Origin of the sequence: Glycomyces sp. NPDC048151 (assembly GCF_043202775.1) — a bacterium.
Taxonomy (GTDB): Bacteria; Actinomycetota; Actinomycetes; order Mycobacteriales; family Micromonosporaceae; genus Glycomyces.
The window spans coordinates 80,428-97,606 of record NZ_JBIDBB010000002.1 but is presented as its reverse complement, the minus strand read 5'-3'; the positions used below and the strand labels follow the sequence as shown (position 1 = coordinate 97,606).

At 70.4% G+C, this 17,179-nt stretch carries 16 protein-coding genes; 10 read left to right on the top strand and 6 right to left on the bottom strand.

Translation table 11 applies throughout. The annotated features are described in order from the left end of the window. Window positions 1-46 precede the first annotated feature (46 nt). From nusA to ACGGCP_RS03830, 4 genes are all read left to right on the top strand, one after another. Window positions 47-1,081, top strand: coding sequence for a transcription termination factor NusA (gene nusA, locus ACGGCP_RS03845; RefSeq protein WP_392960638.1), 1,035 nt, complete (start codon window positions 47-49; stop codon window positions 1,079-1,081). Continuing rightward, window positions 1,017-1,430, top strand: a complete 414-nt coding sequence (locus tag ACGGCP_RS03840; protein WP_392960635.1) for a YlxR family protein — start codon at window positions 1,017-1,019, stop codon at window positions 1,428-1,430. The genes nusA and ACGGCP_RS03840 overlap by 65 nt, the downstream gene beginning before the upstream one ends. An 80-nt stretch (window positions 1,431-1,510) precedes the next feature. After that, window positions 1,511-4,435, top strand: a complete 2,925-nt coding sequence (infB, locus tag ACGGCP_RS03835; RefSeq protein ID WP_392960633.1) for a translation initiation factor IF-2 — start codon at window positions 1,511-1,513, stop codon at window positions 4,433-4,435. Further along, window positions 4,435-5,865, top strand: coding sequence for a methyltransferase (locus ACGGCP_RS03830; protein WP_392960630.1), 1,431 nt, complete (start codon window positions 4,435-4,437; stop codon window positions 5,863-5,865). The genes infB and ACGGCP_RS03830 overlap by 1 nt, the downstream gene beginning before the upstream one ends. On the opposite strand, the gene ACGGCP_RS03825 is transcribed toward ACGGCP_RS03830, so the two are convergent. The 3 genes from ACGGCP_RS03825 to ACGGCP_RS03815 all read right to left on the bottom strand — a co-directional run bounded on the left by ACGGCP_RS03825 (window position 5,862) and on the right by ACGGCP_RS03815 (window position 8,371). Beyond that, window positions 5,862-6,509 carry a response regulator gene (locus ACGGCP_RS03825; RefSeq protein WP_392960627.1) on the bottom strand — a complete coding sequence of 216 codons (648 nt, stop codon included), beginning with the start codon at window positions 6,507-6,509 and terminating at the stop codon, window positions 5,862-5,864. The genes ACGGCP_RS03830 and ACGGCP_RS03825 overlap by 4 nt on opposite strands. Beyond that, entirely contained in the window at window positions 6,500-7,765 is a 1,266-nt protein-coding gene (locus ACGGCP_RS03820) for a sensor histidine kinase (protein WP_392960624.1), read from the bottom strand. The genes ACGGCP_RS03825 and ACGGCP_RS03820 overlap by 10 nt, the downstream gene beginning before the upstream one ends. Window positions 7,766-7,840: 75 nt before the next feature. Beyond that, a complete protein-coding gene (locus ACGGCP_RS03815; RefSeq protein WP_392960621.1) occupies window positions 7,841-8,371 on the bottom strand; it encodes a DUF6069 family protein in 531 nt (176 codons plus the stop codon). Window positions 8,372-8,558: 187 nt separating this feature from the next. Between ACGGCP_RS03815 and ACGGCP_RS03810 the strand changes: the two genes are divergently transcribed. From ACGGCP_RS03810 to truB, 4 genes are all read left to right on the top strand, one after another. Further along, window positions 8,559-8,855 carry a DUF503 domain-containing protein gene (locus ACGGCP_RS03810; RefSeq protein ID WP_392960619.1) on the top strand — a complete coding sequence of 99 codons (297 nt, stop codon included), beginning with the start codon at window positions 8,559-8,561 and terminating at the stop codon, window positions 8,853-8,855. An 81-nt stretch (window positions 8,856-8,936) separates the two neighbouring features. After that, window positions 8,937-9,389, top strand: coding sequence for a 30S ribosome-binding factor RbfA (rbfA, locus tag ACGGCP_RS03805; protein WP_392960617.1), 453 nt, complete (start codon window positions 8,937-8,939; stop codon window positions 9,387-9,389). After that, entirely contained in the window at window positions 9,386-10,711 is a 1,326-nt protein-coding gene (locus ACGGCP_RS03800; RefSeq protein WP_392960615.1) for an MATE family efflux transporter, read from the top strand. Before rbfA ends, ACGGCP_RS03800 begins: the two co-directional genes overlap by 4 nt. Window positions 10,712-10,939: 228 nt before the next feature. Beyond that, window positions 10,940-11,875 carry a tRNA pseudouridine(55) synthase TruB gene (truB, locus tag ACGGCP_RS03795; protein WP_392960613.1) on the top strand — a complete coding sequence of 312 codons (936 nt, stop codon included), beginning with the start codon at window positions 10,940-10,942 and terminating at the stop codon, window positions 11,873-11,875. 173 nt (window positions 11,876-12,048) lie between these two features. Here truB and ACGGCP_RS03790 read toward each other — a convergent pair whose 3' ends face one another. After that, a complete protein-coding gene (locus ACGGCP_RS03790) occupies window positions 12,049-12,951 on the bottom strand; it encodes a helix-turn-helix domain-containing protein (RefSeq protein ID WP_392960611.1) in 903 nt (300 codons plus the stop codon). A 116-nt stretch (window positions 12,952-13,067) separates the two neighbouring features. On the opposite strand from ACGGCP_RS03790, the gene ACGGCP_RS03785 reads away from it, so the two are divergent. Continuing rightward, window positions 13,068-13,715, top strand: coding sequence for a disulfide bond formation protein DsbA (locus tag ACGGCP_RS03785; RefSeq protein ID WP_392960609.1), 648 nt, complete (start codon window positions 13,068-13,070; stop codon window positions 13,713-13,715). A gap of 123 nt (window positions 13,716-13,838) precedes the next feature. Here the strand turns inward: ACGGCP_RS03785 and ACGGCP_RS03780 are convergent, their stop codons facing one another. Continuing rightward, window positions 13,839-14,348 (bottom strand): DUF3145 domain-containing protein, encoded by a 510-nt coding sequence (locus tag ACGGCP_RS03780; protein ID WP_392960607.1) that lies wholly within the window; start codon window positions 14,346-14,348, stop codon window positions 13,839-13,841. 394 nt (window positions 14,349-14,742) lie between these two features. On the opposite strand from ACGGCP_RS03780, the gene ACGGCP_RS03775 reads away from it, so the two are divergent. Beyond that, window positions 14,743-15,090: a hypothetical protein gene (locus tag ACGGCP_RS03775; RefSeq protein ID WP_392960604.1), complete on the top strand. Its 348-nt coding sequence runs from the start codon at window positions 14,743-14,745 to the stop codon at window positions 15,088-15,090. A 208-nt stretch (window positions 15,091-15,298) separates the two neighbouring features. Here the strand turns inward: ACGGCP_RS03775 and ACGGCP_RS03770 are convergent, their stop codons facing one another. Then, a complete protein-coding gene (locus ACGGCP_RS03770; protein WP_392960601.1) occupies window positions 15,299-17,119 on the bottom strand; it encodes a protein kinase in 1,821 nt (606 codons plus the stop codon). Window positions 17,120-17,179: the final 60 nt, after the last annotated feature.

Genomic DNA, 17,179 nt, shown 5'->3' with positions numbered 1-17,179 from the left:
CCTTGAACGGCCGCGGTGAGGACAACTCAAGACTTAAGGAGAACGGGTGCATATCGACCTGGCCGCGCTGCGGTCGCTGGAACGCGAGCGCGACATCCCTTTCGAGACAATCCTCGGCGCTATCGAATCGGCGCTGCTGACCGCCTACAAGCACACCCCCGGGGCCGATGAGCGCGCGCGAGTAGTGGTGAACCGCGACAGCGGCATCGCCAATGTCCTTGTGCCGGTGCTGAACGAAGAGGACGAGGTCGTCTCCGAGCGCGACGACACCCCCGAGGGCTTCGGCCGCATCGCCGCCCAGACCGCGAAGCAGGTCATCCTGCAGCGGCTGCGCGAGGCCGCCGACGAGGTCAACTACGGCGAGTACTCCGGCAAGGAGGGCGACATCGTCACCGGTGTCGTCCAGGCCCACGGCGAGCGCAACGAGCGCGGGATCGTCACCGTCGACCTCGGCAAGATCGAGGCCACCCTGCCCCTCAACGAGCAGGTCCCCGGTGAGAACTACGAGCACGGCAAGCGCATCCGCGCGATCGTCATCCAGGTGAACCGCACCGCCCGCGGCCCCCAGATCACGCTGTCCCGCACCCACCCCGCCCTGGTCAAGAAGCTGTTCGCGTTCGAGGTCCCCGAGATCGACGAGGGCGCCGTGGAGATCCCGGCGATCGCACGTGAGGCCGGTCACCGTTCCAAGATCGCGGTGCGCGCCACAACGAAGGACGTCAACGCGAAGGGCGCTTGCATCGGCCCTATGGGCTCGCGCGTGCGCGCCGTCATGAGCGAACTCGGCGGCGAGAAGATCGACATCGTCGACTGGGACGCCGACCCCGCGCGGTTCGTCGCGAACGCCCTCTCCCCGGCGAAGACCCTGTCGGTGCGGGTGGTGGACGAGGCCACGCGGTCCACTGAGGTGATCGTCCCCGACTATCAGCTTTCGCTCGCGATCGGCCGCGAAGGCCAGAACGCCCGTCTCGCCGCGCGCCTGACGGGGTGGCGGATCGACATCAAGTCCGACGCTCATGTCTCCGGCGGAGCGAAGGAGGAGACCGGCCCGGCCGGTGGCGGTCGGCGGTCCGGGAGGTAGACTGATTAGCGGATCGCAACGTGACGCAGCGGTAGTCCGCACTTGTGTGGGGTGCCGCAGACGCGCATCGGCCGCCGAGCTGCTGCGAGTCGTCGTTCAACGCTCTGAGGGTTCCCCGAACCAGCTGGTTCCGGACCCGCAGCGCCGCCTCAGCGGCCGCGGAGCACATGTGCACCACGACCTGAACTGCCTTGACCAGGCAGTTCGCAAGCGTGCGTTCACCCGAGCCCTCAGAATAGAGGGCGCGGTAGACGTTGAAGCGGTGCGAACCCATGTCGAGTCGGAGTCGGCCGAGAGGCCGACTCCCGCACACGAAGCAGGTAGAGACCGAATGAAGACCACGCGATGAAGTTCTGCGAATGAACGCGTTGCTAGTCGGTAGATAAGGTCGGCGGGCGCTGCCCGTACGACCTCGAATTGAGGAGTGCAGTGGCAGCAAAGCCCCGCGTACATGAACTCGCCAAGGAACTGGGCACGACGAGCAAGGAACTGCTCGCCCGCCTCGGTGACATGGGCGAGTTCGTGAAGTCAGCGTCGAGCACGGTCGAAGCGCCTGTGGCGCGTCGGCTGCGGCAGGAGTACGACGCCGCACAGGGCGCCCCGGCTGCGTCGGCCGGGAAGACTGAGACCCCGACGCCCGAGCCCGTGAAGGCGGCGGCCCCCAAGGGCCCGCGCCCGGCGGCTCCGAGCCCGTCCAAGATCATGCAGGCCAAGGTCGAGGCCAAGGACGCCAAGTCCGAGGCGAAGGCCGAGGCCGAAGCGAAGAAGGCCGTGAAGAAGGCCGCCCCGAAGCCGGGTGCGGCCGCGCCGAAGCCGGGCCCGAAGCCCGCTCCGGCCCCGGCTCCGGCCGCCCAGCCCACGAGCGCCCGCGACATCGAGGTGGCCGCGGAGCAGAAGCGCGCCGAGGAGCTGGTCAAGCGCCAGCAGGAGCAGGCCGAGGCCGCCAAGCGCGCCGCCGCCGCTCCGAAGCCCGGCCCCAAGCCCGCTCCGGCCGCCCGTCCGGGTGCCCCGAAGCCGGGCCCCAAGAACCCGTTCGGCGTCGGCGGTGCCAGCGCCAAGCCGCGCCCGGCCGCCGCTGACGGCGGCGCCGAGCGCCCGGGCGGTCCCCGCCCGAGCCCGCGCATGATGCCTCCGCGCCCGAACCCGGGCATGATGCCCGGTCGTCCGGCCGGCGGCGGCCGTGACGGCGGTCCCCGCGGGGCCCGCGGCGGCGGTCGCGGCGGACCCGGCGGCGGCGCAGGCCGTCCCGGCGGCGGCGGCGGTCGTCCCGGTGGGGGCGGCGGCAACTACCGCGGCACGTTCGGCGGTGCCGGCGGCGGCGGTGGCGCAGCAGGCGGTGCAGGCGGCGGTTCCGGTCCTTCGACCGGTGCGCCCGCGCCTTACCGCGGCGGCGGCGGTCGCGCAGGCGGCGGCGGCAAGGCCCGCGGCGGCGGTGCGGCAGGCGCGTTCGGCCGCGGCGGCCCTCGCGGCAAGTCCCGCAAGTCGCGTCGTCAGCGTCGCCAGGAGTTCGACAACCTCGCAGCGCCGAGGATGCAGTCGGGCGCTCCGCGCGGCAACGGCGAGACCATCCGCCTCGCCCGCGGCGCGTCGCTCGCCGACTTCGCCGACAAGATCGGCACCCTGCCGGGCACTCTCGTCCAGGAGCTGTTCTCCTTGGGCGAGATGGTGACCGCGACGCAGTCCGTGTCCGAGGAGACCTTCGAGCTCCTGGGCGCCCACCTCGACTGGGACATCAAGATCGTGTCCCCCGAGGAAGAGGACCGCGAGCTGCTCTCGCAGTTCGGCATCGACCTCGACGCCGAGGACAAGGACACGTTCGTCGCGCGTCCCCCGGTCGTCACCGTCATGGGCCACGTCGACCACGGTAAGACGAAGCTGCTGGACGCGATCCGCAGCTCCAACGTGGTCGCGGGCGAAGCGGGCGGCATCACCCAGCACATCGGCGCGTACCAGGTGCACGTCGAGCACGAGGGCGAAGACCGCGCGATCACCTTCATCGACACCCCGGGCCACGAGGCGTTCACCGCCATGCGCGCCCGAGGCGCGAACGTCACGGACATCGTGGTGCTCGTGGTCGCGGCCGACGACGGCGTCATGCCGCAGACGGTCGAGGCCCTGAACCACGCGAGCGCCGCCGGCGCTCCGGTCGTGGTGGCGGTCAACAAGACCGACCTCCCCGACGCGAACCCGGGCAAGGTCCGCCAGCAGCTGACCGAGTACGGCCTGGTCGCCGAGGAGTACGGCGGGCAGACCATGTTCGTCGACGTGGCCGCGAAGCCGCGCATCGGCATCGCCGACCTGCTCGAGGCGGTCCTGCTGACCGCCGACGCGTCCCTGGAGCTGGAGGCCTCGGAAGAGGGCAACGCGCAGGGCATCGCCATCGAGGCGCACCTCGACAAGGGCCGCGGCCCGGTCGCCACGGTGCTCGTCCAGAAGGGCACGCTGCGGGTCGGCGACTCGATCGTCGCCGGCGGCGCGCACGGACGCGTCCGTGCGATGCACGACGCCGACGGCCACCGCGTCACCGAGGCGACCCCGTCGTTCCCGGTGCAGGTGCAGGGCCTCGCGTCCGTCCCGATGGCGGGCGACGTGTTCCTCGCCGCCGACGACGACCGCACGGTCCGCCAGATCGCCGAGCAGCGTCAGGCCCGCCGCCGCGCCGCTCAGCAGGCGTCCCGCGTCTCGCGCACCACGCTCGAGAACCTCATGGACAAGATCGCCGAAGGCGAGCGCACCACGCTGTCGCTCATCATCAAGGGCGACGGTGCCGGTTCGGTCGAGGCCCTCGAAGAGGCCCTGGTCGCGCTGGAGATCCCCGAGGAAGTGCACCTGCAGGTCATCCACCGCGGCGTCGGTCCGATCACCGAGTCGGACGTCAACCTCGCGGCGGCCGGCGACGGCGAGCCCGCGACGATCATCGCGTTCAACGTTCGAGCCGAGGGTCGCGTCCGCGACATGGCCGAGCGCGAAGGCGTGGACGTCCGGTACTACACGGTCATCTACCAGGCGATCGAGGAGATCGAGACCGCGCTCAAGGGCATGCTGAAGCCCGAGTACGAGGAAGTGGCGCTCGGCTCCGCCGAGATCCGCGAGGTGTTCCGCTCCTCGAAGCTCGGCAACATCGCCGGTGCGCTGGTCACGAGCGGTTCGATCAAGCGCAACGCGAAGGTCCGCCTCATGCGCGACGGCGCGGTCGTCATCGAGACGACCATCTCGTCGCTGCGCCGGTTCAAGGACGACGCGACCGAGGTCCGCGAGGGCTTCGAGTGCGGTTTCACCTTGAAGAACTACAACAACATCGAAGAGGGCGACGTCATCGAAGCCTTCGAGATGCGCGAGAAGCCGCGCGTTTAGTGCGTCTCCTCGAGACCGAAGCCGCAGCGCGGCTCGGCGAGGCCCTCCGGGGCTTCCGTCGGGCCGCGCTGTCGGCCGTCTACGGCCCGGAGACGACGGCCGCCGCCGACCGCGGCGACTACCGGGCCCTCCTCGCGCGGTGCGGGGACGACGCCCTCGGCGTGTGGACCCGCCTGTTCGTCGTCGGTGTACCGGTGCCCCGGGACGCGGCGTCGAAGGCGTTCGCGCCCTTCGGTATCGACGAGGCGCTCGCCTGCGGCCTCCTCGTCGGCGGCGAAGAGGTATCGGCCGGTTGGGGCGCCCAGTTCGAAGGCGACCGGCTGCTCTTCTCCGACCAGCTGCCGAACACCACGGGCGGCCGCACCCGCGAGCACGTGCTCGGCATCGGCGGCGCCTCGAAGCTCCTCATGGACGCCACGCTCCGCACTCCGGTCGGCAGCGCCCTCGACTTGGGCACCGGCTGCGGCGTGCAGGCCCTGGCCCTGGCCGGGCACGCCTCGACCGTGACCGCCACCGACCTGAGCGAACGCGCGGTGGCCTTCGCGGACCTGAACGCGACCGTCAACGGCGCAGCGCTCGAACTCCTGCGAGGCGACCTGCTCGCACCCGTCGCTGGCCGCCGCTTCGACCTCGTGGTCGCCAACCCGCCGTTCGTGATCGGCACGCCCGGCCCCGGCTGGACCTACCGCGACGGCGGCCGCGAGGCCGACGGCATCGCCGCCGAGCTCGCGGCGGCCTCGGCGGACCTGCTCAACCCGGGCGGCACCATGCAGTTCCTCGCGAACTGGCTGCATGTGGCGGGCGAGGACTGGGCCGAGCGCGTCGCGGGCTGGTTCCCCGACGAAAGCGTCCGGGTCTGGGTCGTCGAACGCGAGAAGCTCGACCCGCTCGACTACGTGCGCACCTGGCTGCGCGACTCCGGCGAGGACCACGACGCCGACCAGGCCGCGGCCTGGCTGGACTGGTTCGAGGCGCAGCGCGTCGAAGGCGTCGGGTTCGGCTTCGTCAGCGTCCGCCGCGTCGAAGGCCCGACCGAGGTCTGCTGCGAGGAGGCCCGCCACTCGGTCGAGACGCCCTGGCGCGACCGCGTCGAGGACTGGTTCGCGGTGCGCGCCAGGGACCTCGAGCCCGAGACCCTGTGGCAGGCGAAGCTCCGCGTCGCCGACGGCGTCGTCCTCCAGCAGACCGCCGCGATCGGCGAGGAAGGCTGGGACGTCGACCGCCAGTGGCTCCAGCAGGCGGACGGCATGCGCTACGCCGAGGAACTGGACCCGCTCGTCGTCCAGTTCATGGGCGGCTGCAACGGCGAAGCCGAAGTGCGCCTTCAGGTCCAGCTCCTCGCCGACACGTACGGGGCAGAACCGGCGATGCTCTACGCCCAGCTCTACCCCGTGATCCGCGGCCTCGTCGAACGCGGCTTCCTCGTCTAGGACCTGAGGTACGCCAGGACCGCCTTGACGCGGCGGTGGTGGTCGCCGTCCTCGCTGCTGAGCGTGAGCTTCGTGAAGATGTTGCGGATGTGCTTCTCCACCGCGCCGTCGGAGATGAAGAGCTTCTTGCCGATCGCCTTGTTGGAGTGCCCTTCTGCCATCAGGCCGAGGACCTCCTTCTCGCGGGGGGTGAGGGTCGCGACCGGGTCGTTCTTCCTGCGGCGCACCATCAACTGCGAGACGACCTCGGGGTCGAAGACCGTGCCGCCGCCCGCGACCCGCTTGAGCGAGTCCATGAAGTCGTCCACGTCGATCACGCGGTCCTTTAGCAGGTAGCCGACCGCGCCCCGGGCGTCGGCGAGGAGGTCGTCCGCGTAGGAGACCTCCACGTACTGGCTGAGGATGAGGATCGGCGCGCCCGGCACCAGCTCCCGGGCGCGGGTCGCCGCCCGCAGCCCCTCGTCGGTGAAGGACGGCGGCATCCGCACGTCCACCACCGACACGTCGGGCCGGTGCTCGGCGACGGCCTCCACGAGGGCGTCGCCGTCGCCGACCTCGGCGACCACTTCGCAGCCGAACTCCTCCAGGAGCTTGACCAGCCCTGAGCGGATGAGCACTGCGTCATCGGCCACCACTACACGCACGGAACCTCCACGACGATCACTGTCGGACCGCCGTCGGGGGAGTCGATGGTCCACTGGCCCTCGACGGCTTTGACCCGGTCGGTGAGACCCGAGAGCCCGTGCCCCTTCGAGACGTGCGCGCCCCCGATCCCGTTGTCGCCGACCGAGAGCACCAGCCTATCTCCCCAGTCCTCGACCGACACGGTCGCTTTCGTCGCCTGGGAGTGCTTCGCGATGTTCGTCAGGCACTCGGCGGTCACGAAGTAGACGGTGCTCTCGACGCTGGCCTTGTAGCGGCCGTTGAGGTTCGTGTCGAGCTCGACCGGGACGAGCGACCGCGCCGCCAGGGCCGCGAGCGCCGCGTCCAGTCCCCGGTCGGTGAGGATCGGCGGGGCGATGCCGCGCGAGAGCGAGCGGAGCTCGTCGATGGTCTCCCTGGTCTGCGCGATCGCCGCCTCCAGGGTCGCCTGCGCCGCTTCAGGATTGGTCGCGAGCTGGCGCTTGACGCGGGCCAGCTCCATGCCCAGGCCCACGAGTCGCTGCTGCGGGCCGTCGTGGATGTCGCGCTCGATCCGGCGCAGCGCGTCGGCCTCGGCGGAGGTCGCGGCGTTGCGGGCCTCGTCGAGCTGGTCGATCCGCTCGTGCAGGCCGCTGATGGAGGTCAGCATGCCCTTCCCGACGTACGCCTGGGCGAGCGCGAGGCCGCGCAGGACCGGGACGAGCGTCAGGGCCATGACGACGCCGCCGATCATCGCGAGGATCGAGCGGGCGGTGTACGAGTCGCCCCAGCCGAGCCACACCGTCGCGTAGTGGAGGCCGTCGTCGCTGTCGCCGCCGGTCGCGGCCTCGATGATCCAGCTGTACAGCGGGTACAGGAGCGTCGCGGCGGTCGCGGTCCACCACGCGATCGCGACGACGAACCCGACGATCGCGATCGGCAGGATCGTCACGGCCCACAGCACGTTCAGCCACGACTGTCCGTCGGTGAGGGGGGTCAGGTACCGGCGCAGCGCCGAGGCGTCCTCGCGGGCGCGCTTGTACCGGGGGCGGGGCAGCTCGCGGCGCAGCACCGCCGGGAGCATCGAGCGGCCCGCGGCGGCCATGCCGCGCATCGCGAAGAGGGTGGCGGCGGCGATGGGCACGCCGATCCAGATGACGGCTGTGCCGACGCCGAGCACGGTGCCGACCACGCCGATGATGAAGGCGGGCAAGGCGATGAAGAACATCGACAGCAGATAGCCGGTGTCGACGCCCAGTTGTCGCAGGGTTGTACGCATGCGTCAACACTAGAAAGGCCGGGTCGCCACCGCGACCCGGCCGTCCTGTGTCTTCAAGGTAGGGACAGCCCTACCTCAACGCACTCCGGCCCCAGGCTGGCGCGGCTCGCGCGTCGCGATCCCGGCCACGGAGTTGAGCAGGCTCAGGATGCAGATCCCGATGACGAGGTTCAGCCCGGCCGTCGCGATCTGCGACTCCAGGTCGGCCACGACGGTGAACGGGATGAGCACGCCCACCGCGATCACCAGCAGCATGATCCACACGAAGAAGCTCATGGGCCTCGGCATGAGCAGCAGCAGCATGTGGACGACGCCGGTGGCGAGGATCGCCACGCCGAACGCGCCGAACGCGTATGTCGTGGTGCTCGCGTCGCCGTACGCTCCCGCGTCCGACGGCGAGAGGATGTTGATGCCGAAGACGCCGCGCACCAGCAGGATGCCGACCAGCGCCACCAGGGCGGCGACCACGGCCGTGCCGAACCCGCCCGCCCAGAGCTTCGCGGCGTCGACCGTCGGGCGCTGTGGTTCCGGCTGCGGCTGCGCCGCCGCCGGGTACCGCCTCGTCGGGTCCTGGTTCCCGGCCCAGCCGTTCTGGGGTGCCGACATGGTTCCTCCTCCTCGGCGAAGCCCGCAGGCCGCACGTGACGGCCCGCTCCTGGGCCCCATGGTGGCAGTAACCCGTGATGAAGGTCGCGAAACCGATGTTTTCGGACTCCCTCGATTTACGTGTCGCCGGCTTCGCCGAGGGTGAAAAGATCTTGGGGATGTCGGAGGCGGCGCGTAATGTAGAGCGGTGTTCACCGGATGCGCAGAATTCGACCTCCTCCTCCCGCCGGACTCCCGCTCACTGAAGGCCAAGCGCTCCTACGTGCGCCCGATCGTCGCCTCGCTGCGGAAGTACGAAGTGGCGGTGGCCGAGGTCGGCGACCAGGACGTCCACGGCCGCACTACCATCGGCGTCGCCGCCGTTGCGAGCGAGAACCGGCACGTCCGAGAGCTCCTGGACGCCTGCGAGCACCACGTCGCGGGCCGTCCCGAAGTGGAGCTCCTGAGCGTCCGGCGGCGCGTCTTCGGCCCAGAAGACGAGTAGCGAGACCAGTAGCGGCCCATCGGGCGGCGGAGTAAGGCGCATCCGAGACGAGATGCGCGAGTAGCGGAAGGCAGGAGTGCGATGGCAGACGCAGCGAAGCGGGCCCAGGTTTCCAAGCGGGTCATGGAGCTGACCGCCCAGGCGGTGCGCAAGCTCAAGGACCCCCGGGTCGGCATGGTCACCATCACTGACGCGCGGGTCACCTCCGACCTGCGCGAAGCGACGGTCTTCTACACCGTCCTCGGCGACGAGGAGCAGGTCAAGGCCTCCGCGGCCGGTCTGGAGCGCGCCACCGGGCACCTGCGCACCACCGTCGGACGCGCCCTCGGGATGCGCCACACGCCGTCCCTCCAGTTCATCGCCGACACCGTCCCGGACCAGGCCAACCGGATCGAGGCGCTCCTCGCGCAGGCCGCCGCGGCCGACGCGGAGGTCCACAAGATCGCCGAGGGCGCCTCCTACGCGGGCGAAGAGAACCCGTACATTGTCAAGGACGAAGAGGACGAGGAGGACTCGGAAGAGTCCACCCGGTGACCCCGGCCGCCTCCGACGCCGCGCCGCGCCCGGCCTCGTACGGGCGCATCGCGTCCCTCGCGATCCCCGCCCTGGTCGTGCTCGCCGCCGAGCCGATCTACCTCCTGATCGACACGGCCGTCGTCGGCCACCTCGGCGCGGTGCCGCTCGGCGGGCTCGCCCTCGGCGGCGTCATCATGGGCCTCGCGCCGTTCATCGGCGCGGTCCTCGCCTACGGCACGACCGCCCGGGCCTCCCGGCGCTACGGCGCCGGCGACCGGCCCGGCGCGGTCGCCGAAGGCGTCCAGGGCACCTGGCTCGCGCTCGCCGCCGGTCTCGTCATGATCGTGGCCTTCCAGTTCCTCGCGGGCCCGGTCGCCGGGCTCATGGGCGACGACCCCGCCGTGGAGGCCGCGGCCGCCGAATGGCTGCGCGTCGCCGTCCTCGGCGCGCCGTTCCTGCTCGCGGCCGGGGCCGGTCAGGGCTGGATGCGCGCGGTGCAGGACACCAAGCGGCCCATGTGGTTCGTGACCGCGTCGTTCCTGCTCTCGGCGGTGCTCGCGCCGATCCTCGTCTACCCGGTCGGGCTCGGCCTGGTCGGCTCGGCCTGGGCCAACGCGGTCGCGCAGGCCGTCTCGGGCGTGCTGTTCCTGCTCGCGCTGCGCCGCGAGCGCGTGCCGCTGCGCGTCGACTGGCCGCTCATGTCGAAGCAGCTCGTCGCCAACGGCGACCTCATCATCCGCGGCATCGCGTTCCAGGTCAGCTCCTTCTCGGCCACCGCCGTGGCCGCGCGGGTCGGCACGGCCGCGCTCGGCGCGCACCAGATCGGCATGCAGCTGTGGTTCTTCGCGGCGCTCGCCCTCGACGCGGTCGCGATCGCCGCGCAGGCCCTCATCGGCGCCGACCTCGGCGCGGGCAGGCCCGCGGCCGCTCGCGCCACCGCAAAGCGCCTGACGATCGTCGGCCTCGGGTACGGCCTCGTCTTCCTCCTCGTCGTGCTCGCGTCGCTGCCGGTCCTGCCCGACCTGTTCACCGCCTCGGCCGACGTCCACGACCAGCTCGGCTTCATCTGGCCGTGGCTCGTGCTGCTCCTGCCTGTCGCCGGGGTCGTGTTCGCGCTCGACGGCGTGCTCATCGGCGCGGGCGACCTGCGGTTCATGCGCAACATGACCGTCATCTCGATCGCGAGCGGGCTGCCCTTCACGTGGCTCACGCTCGTGTTCGGGTGGGGCCTCACCGGCATCTGGGGCGGCATCGCGGTGTTCATGCTCGTGCGCCTCGGCATGATCCTCTGGCGCCTGCGCTCGGGCGACTGGGCCGTCACCGGGGCCGAGCGCACCTGAGAATTCTTATCCCACTATGTGAATTGTGCGATGAACTTCGCCTGAACCTTCGTTAAGGTGTCGAGGATGAAGACTCATTCATCGACTCGACGGAAGCGCCGCACCCGTCCCGATAATTGGGACGAGGAGAAGGCGGAGGCACTGCGCGCCCTTCAGGAATCGCTCGACCGGCACCAGTAGCCACCCGCGCGGCAGGCGTGCGTCGAGGCGCGGTTAGCCTCTACGACCGTGACCAGATCCGCTAAACCCGAGCCGCTGCCGGGCCTCATCGTCGTCGACAAGCCGCAGGGCATCACCTCGCACGGTGTCGTGTCCCGCATGCGCCGCATCTGCGGCACGCGCAAAGTCGGCCACGGCGGCACGCTCGACCCGATGGCCACGGGCGTCCTCATCGTCGCCGTCGGCAAGGCCACCAAGCTGCTCACCTATGTGTCAGGCCTCGACAAGTCCTACGCGGCGACGATCCGGCTCGGTGAATCCACTGTCACCGACGACGCGGAGGGCGACCTCATCGACTACGTGGTCCCGGATGAAGTGACTGAGGATTCGATCCGTGCGGGCCTCGCAGCCATGGTCGGTGAAATCGACCAGGTGCCGAGTGCCGTGAGTGCGGTGAAGATCGATGGCCAGCGCGCCTACAAGCGGGTGCGCGACGGCGAAGTGGTCGAACTGCAACCGCGTCGAATTACGATCGCTTCGATCGAAGTCGGCGACATCCGCAGCGCGCACGCGGCAAGCGACCCGCATCTGCCGGTCATCGATGTCGACGTGCGGGTGTCGTGCTCGTCCGGCACCTACATCCGCGCGATCGCGCGCGACCTCGGTGCGGCGCTCGGCGTCGGTGGGCATCTGACCGCATTGCGGCGCACCAGGATCGGCGGCTTCGGGCTCGACACGGCCGCGACTCTGGAGGTGCTCGCGGAGCGCTCGGAGGGGGGCGAGCCGCTGGGCGCGCTCGCGATGGGCGAGGCGGCGGCGCGGCTCATGCCGACGCGTACTGCGACCGAGGCGGAGGCCAAGGCGCTGTCGTACGGCAAGCCGCTCGACGCGGCGGGGATCGAGGGCCGATACGCGGTCCTCAGCGAGAGCGGTGACTTGCTGGCGGTCATGACGGAGCAGGGCGGCAAGGCCAAGCCGGAGACGGTGTTCGCGGCGGCGAGCTAGGGGAGCGCCGCGCGGTCGACGCAGCCGCCCGTGCCGCGGCTTGCGCGGCTTCGCCGCGCTCCGCGTCGCGGTGGCTATAGGGCGTGCCCCTTCCCACCCGCATCCACCTCCGACCTACCGAAGAAATGACATGACTGTCCCACATGGGTCCGACAGTCCGGTGTTGTGCCAGTTCAGCGGGTAGGGGACACGGGTTGTGCCTGGGTCGCGGCTCGGAAGGCGATCGGGGTCGTGCCGGTTCGCTGTGCGAAGAATTTGTTGAAGTTGGTGGCGCTGCTGAACCCGAGGCGCTCGCCGATGCGGGCGGCGGGGGTCGGGGAGCAGGCGAGCATGCGCTTGGCCTCGAGGATGACGCGGCGGTCGATGAACTCCTTGGCGGGGATCCCGGCCGCGGCGAGCGTGGCCCGCGAGAGGGTCCTGGGGGAGTAGGCGAGCGCCTCGGCGTAGTCGCTGAGCCGCCTCGAGTTCGCGAAGTCGCGCTCGACGGCGTCGCGGAACGCCAGGTACACCTCGCTCGGCTCCGGTCCCGCCTGCGGCGCAGGGAGACTCGCGACGCGCAGCACCAGGACGGCGAGCAGGTGCCGCAGGACCTGGAGCCGCGTGTCGAGCGGCAGCCGGTCGGCGGAGTGCTCCCACTGCAGCTGCGTGGTCGCCGCGCGCAGGAGCGCGTGGTCCTCGCTCGTGGGGACGCGCACGACGGGGGCGTGCGGGTCGTCGACGCACACGCCGATCGACGTGTCGGGGTCCAGGAACTCGGTCGCGAAGCGGATGACGGTGCCCTCGGCCTGGTCGAGGCCGCTCCACTGCTGCACCTGGCCCGGCCGCGCCCACAGCCACTGGCTGGGGCCGAGCGGGTGCTCGATGAAGTCCACCGAGTGCCGCATGGCGCCCGAGGTGAGGGTGAGCAGGCAGTGCCGGTCGGACCTGAACGGCCGCGTCAGAGCGGGAGCGTCACCGCTCGCGCGCAGCCGCGAGAGCGTGAGGATCTCGATCAGGGGGCCGTCGGTGCGGGACGGTTCCAGGGCGGGCGCGAAAAGGCGGCCCGTTATGTCATCTTGTCGCGTATTCACCAGCATCGACGGCAAGTTTATCCCTTTTATCGTGGTTCCACGTTGTGTCTCGATCATAGGGTCGAGGCGCCTGGACCGAGCCGCCTCGAAATCGTGTTCAAATTTGAAGTAGTCTAGTCGGCATGGCTGAAACCAAGACCGTCGACTTCTGGTTCGACCCCGCCTGCCCGTGGGCGTGGATGACCTCCCGCTGGATCATCGAGGCCGCGAAGCTCCGCCCGATCAACGTCCGCTGGAACGTGATGAGCCTGTACGTGCTCAACGAGCCGAAGATGGACGAGCTACCCGAGTTCTACCAGCAGATGCTGCCGAAGACCCGTGCGGCCGTGCGCGTCGCGACCGCTGTAGCGCAGCAGTACGACAACGAGACCCTCGGCCGCTTCTACACCGCCCTCGGCAACCGCATCCACCTCGGCGGCGAGAAGGACGCCGAGGTCTACATCCCGTCCGCGCTCGAAGCCGCGGGCCTCCCGGTCGAGCTGGCCGACGCCGCCAAGACGGAGGAGTGGGACGCGGCACTGAACGCCTCCCACCAGCGCGGTATCGGCCTCGTGGGCACCGACGTCGGCACTCCGGTGGTCGCCGTCGAGAACGACGAGGGCGTGCAGGTCGGCCTCTTCGGCCCCGTGGTCACCCCCGCCCCGCAGGGCGAGGCCGCCGCGAAGCTGTGGGACGGCGTCTACGCCGTGGCCACCACGCCGGGCTTCTACGAGCTCAAGCGCTCGCGCACCGACGGCCCGAACTTCGACAACCTCACTGCCGACATCTAGGCGGCGAGGCGTCGCGGCAACGCGGCAGCACGACCGACAGCGCAACGCCCGCAACGCATCGCGTTGCGGGCGTTGGTGTGCCCGGGGGCGGGGATCCGCACCCCGGGGTCGGGTGTGTCCGTCTTAGCCGACCTGGGACAGCCAGGACTGCTCGGTGCCGCCAGCGGCCTGGCGGAAGGGCCGCAGTTCGCGGTCCCACTCCAGGCCCAGCAGCTGGTCGAGCCCGTTGCGCAGCGCCTCGGCGCTGGTCGTGGTCGCCAGGAGCGCGCGGATGCGGTCCTCGGCGATCATGATCTCGCCGCCCGCGCTCATCGCGGCGCGGTAGATGCCGCGGCCGGGGACGTGCATGATCCGCTCGCCGTCGACGCCCGCGCTCGGGTCCTCGGTGATCTCGAAGCGCAGCATCGGCCACTGGGCGAGGGCCTTCGCGAACTCGGCGCCCATGCCGGCGTAGCCGGTCCAGGCCCGCTCGGCCCGCATGGTGGCGCGCTCGGCGTGCTGCGGGGTCCAGCCCAGCTTCACGCCCTGGCTCGCGGAGCCGGAGCGCTCCAGGACACGGCCGATCGCCCACTCGACATGCGGGCAGACCGCAGACGGGCTGGAGTGGATGTAGATCACGCCGCGTGTCTGCATCGCGCACCTCCTTGGGAATCGGCGTCTCTGAGTACTGGCTCACTCCTTGTGGTCATTTCGCTACGACTTGAAGCCGTGCATCGAGCATCGGCCGGGATGAGAGTGGGATGAACTCGAACCCGGCGCGCTATTCCGCTCAGTTACATACTGACAGCTTCGAAAGCATCGCGCTAGGCTTAAACCGCTCCGCGGGCTCACTTTTTCGATCATTCGATGCGTCACACCCGGTACGTGTGCTAGTTGCCGCACCCCGCACCTGAGCTACACTTGCGCATGACCGGCGTACTGTCGGTTTTCTTTTGTGGTCCAACCCAGGTTCAGCGCCCGCCATTCGGGCTGCTCTCCCTGTGTCAGGCCGAAGATTCGTCTTACACGACATGGTGAGGAGACCGGCGTGGCAGCCAACACTTCCAAGACAGCACGCGCGTCCGTCAAGGCCGGCCAGGCCAAGGGCGGCGCTGGACTCAGCGTCCTCGGCGAGTTCAAGTACCTGATCCCGCTGAACAACGGGAAGCACGTGTACCTGCGCAACCTGACCGACGGCAAGACCCTGCACCTCGCCACCGGCTCCGAGGCGTTCACCGAGGCCGTCAAGGCTCTCGCCGCCGCCGGTCACGGCGAGAAGATCAAGGCCGAGATCGAGGGTCTCGCCGCCAAGCTCCCCGCGGAGCAGGGCTGGGACACCACCCTCAAGGGTCTCGAAGAGGCCGGCGTGTTCTCCGCCGAAGCCGTCGCCGCCTAGGTCTCGCACCCGCGACTTCGCGCTCCATGCCCGTCAGGGCGTGGGGCGCTTTTTCGTGCTCGGGTTCAGGGGCCCTCGGAATTGCTCGATCGTCTGTTCGAGAATGCGTATGCAGGAATTGCATTCCGTGCAATTGCAGGCACTCTGAATAAGCCCCCTGAAGCGCCGCGCCTCACCCGATCGGACGATCCCCAATGGGGCGAGCGTCTCAGTCCGCCAGATCGGCGGTGCAGACCGGCTCGGACATCGGCACGTCGTCGATGCCCCGCAGCAGTCCCACTGTGAAGCAGTAGTCCTCGCTCGGGATCAGACCCGCTGCGGTGAACTCGGTCTCCAATGTGCCGTCCTTGTTGAGCGGCTCGGCCTTCTCGTCGCCCACCCGCTGGGCGAACACGATGTACCGCAATCCTTCTGCGTCCTCGGGGGCCGTCCAACTCAGCGACACTTCGCCCTCGGCCCACGAATCGATCGTGAGCGTCTGCGCGGCGCCGCCGCCCTCGGTGTTCGCCTGGTCCAGGTCGCCGCCGTCCTTGTTGGGCGTGATGATCCACAGCCACACCGTCATGATCCCGCCGAGCAGCACGGTGATCGCGAGCCCGAGGATCACGTACGACTTGAGGCTCCGCTCGTCCTTCTGCTTCGGCTGGACCTGCTTGGGCGCCTTGTACGCCTTGGTCTTGCGCTGCTTCGTGCCGTCGCGGCCGATCACCGGGGGCGCGAAGACCTGCTCCTGCGGAGCCTGCTGCACCGACTGCTGCTGGGCCTGCCCGTTCCACGGCATCGGCGGCGGCTGCATGCTCACCGGTGCCTGCGGCGGCGCCGAGTACGGTGCGACGTTCGCGGCGTGCTGCTGCGGCGCACCGGAGAACGGCTGGGCGCTCATGGGCGCACCCGAGAACGGCTGCGCGCTCATCGGGGCGCCGGAGAACGGCGCGGCCGAGACCGGGCCTCCCTGCGTGCTCCCGTCGAGCTGGGCGTACCGGGGGTCGACCGCGTGGCCGAGCTCAGCGCCGTACCCGCCGGTGCGGCCGCCGGTCATGCCGCCGCCGAGCGTGCCACCCCGTTCGGGCTGCGGCACCGGCTGCACGGGCGCGAACGGGTCGAGCGGCACCCGGGTGCCCCGCGAGGCGACCTCGGGGCGGTACACCGTCGCCTCGTTGCTGACGTCGCCGATGACGGAAGGCGCGGCGGCCTTGCCGACCCCGCCGCCGTACATGCCCCTCTGGAGCTCCTCGGCGAACGCCTGGCCCGAAGCGGGCCGCCGGGCAGGGTCGCGCGAGAGGCCGCGCACGAGGAGGCTCTCCAGCCACTCGGGCACGTCCTCGCGCGGCAGCTTCGGCGGCGGCGCGTCGGAGGTGACGCGTTCGCGGTGCGTGTCGGGGTCGGTGCCGCCCTCGGGGTTCGCGAACGGCGCGTACCCGGCGAGGAGGTGCCACATGCTCGACGCGAGGCTGAACAGGTCGCTCGAGGGGGTCTGGGCCTGGCGCAGCAGCGCCTCAGGGGAGGCGTGCAGCGGAGTGAGCTTGTCGATCGCGGCCGTGGCGGCGAGCGAGGCGCCGCTGCGGGCGATGCCGAAGTCGGCCAGCGCGGGCCCGTACTGGCCGCGCAGGATGTTCTGGGGCTTGACGTCCCGGTGGAGGATGTCGGCGTTGTGCGCCGCCTGGAGGGCCTGCCCGATCTTCACGCCCACGTCGATCACGTCGTCGACGGGCAAGGGCCCGTTGGCCTTCAGGATCGCCGAGTACGAACCGCCCTCGCAGTACTCCATGACGATGTACGGCTGGCCCGCGTCGGTGTGCCCGGTGTCGATGATCGAGACGATGTGCGGGTGGTTCGAGACCGCGACGGTGGCCTCGAGCTCCTTCTCGACCGAGTCCGCGGTGGTCATGTCGTCGTCGACGAGCAGGACCTTCACCGCGACCGTGCGGTCGAGCCGCTCCTGGACGGCGGTGTAGACGAACGCGGTCGACCCGTGCGCGACCATCGCGAAGTCGCGGTAGCCGGGGATGGCAGGAGTGGGGGAGCTCAAGGCGAGGGCTTCCTGTCAGGAGAGCGTGCTGTCGTCCTGAACAGAGTAGCCCTCGCCTTG

What these genes read in the sequence shown, in the direction of transcription:
- ACGGCP_RS03840 (WP_392960635.1), top strand. Translation starts at nt 1,017, where the DNA reads ATGTCTCCGGCGGAGCGAAGGAGGAGACCGGCCCGGCCGGTGGCGGTC.
- ACGGCP_RS03820 (WP_392960624.1), bottom strand. Translation starts at nt 7,765, where the DNA reads ATGCGTACAACCCTGCGACAACTGGGCGTCGACACCGGCTATCTGCTG.
- ACGGCP_RS03815 (WP_392960621.1), bottom strand. Translation starts at nt 8,371, where the DNA reads ATGTCGGCACCCCAGAACGGCTGGGCCGGGAACCAGGACCCGACGAGG.
- rbfA (WP_392960617.1), top strand. Translation starts at nt 8,937, where the DNA reads ATGGCAGACGCAGCGAAGCGGGCCCAGGTTTCCAAGCGGGTCATGGAG.
- ACGGCP_RS03790 (WP_392960611.1), bottom strand. Translation starts at nt 12,951, where the DNA reads ATGCTGGTGAATACGCGACAAGATGACATAACGGGCCGCCTTTTCGCG.
- ACGGCP_RS03785 (WP_392960609.1), top strand. Translation starts at nt 13,068, where the DNA reads ATGGCTGAAACCAAGACCGTCGACTTCTGGTTCGACCCCGCCTGCCCG.
- ACGGCP_RS03780 (WP_392960607.1), bottom strand. Translation starts at nt 14,348, where the DNA reads ATGCAGACACGCGGCGTGATCTACATCCACTCCAGCCCGTCTGCGGTC.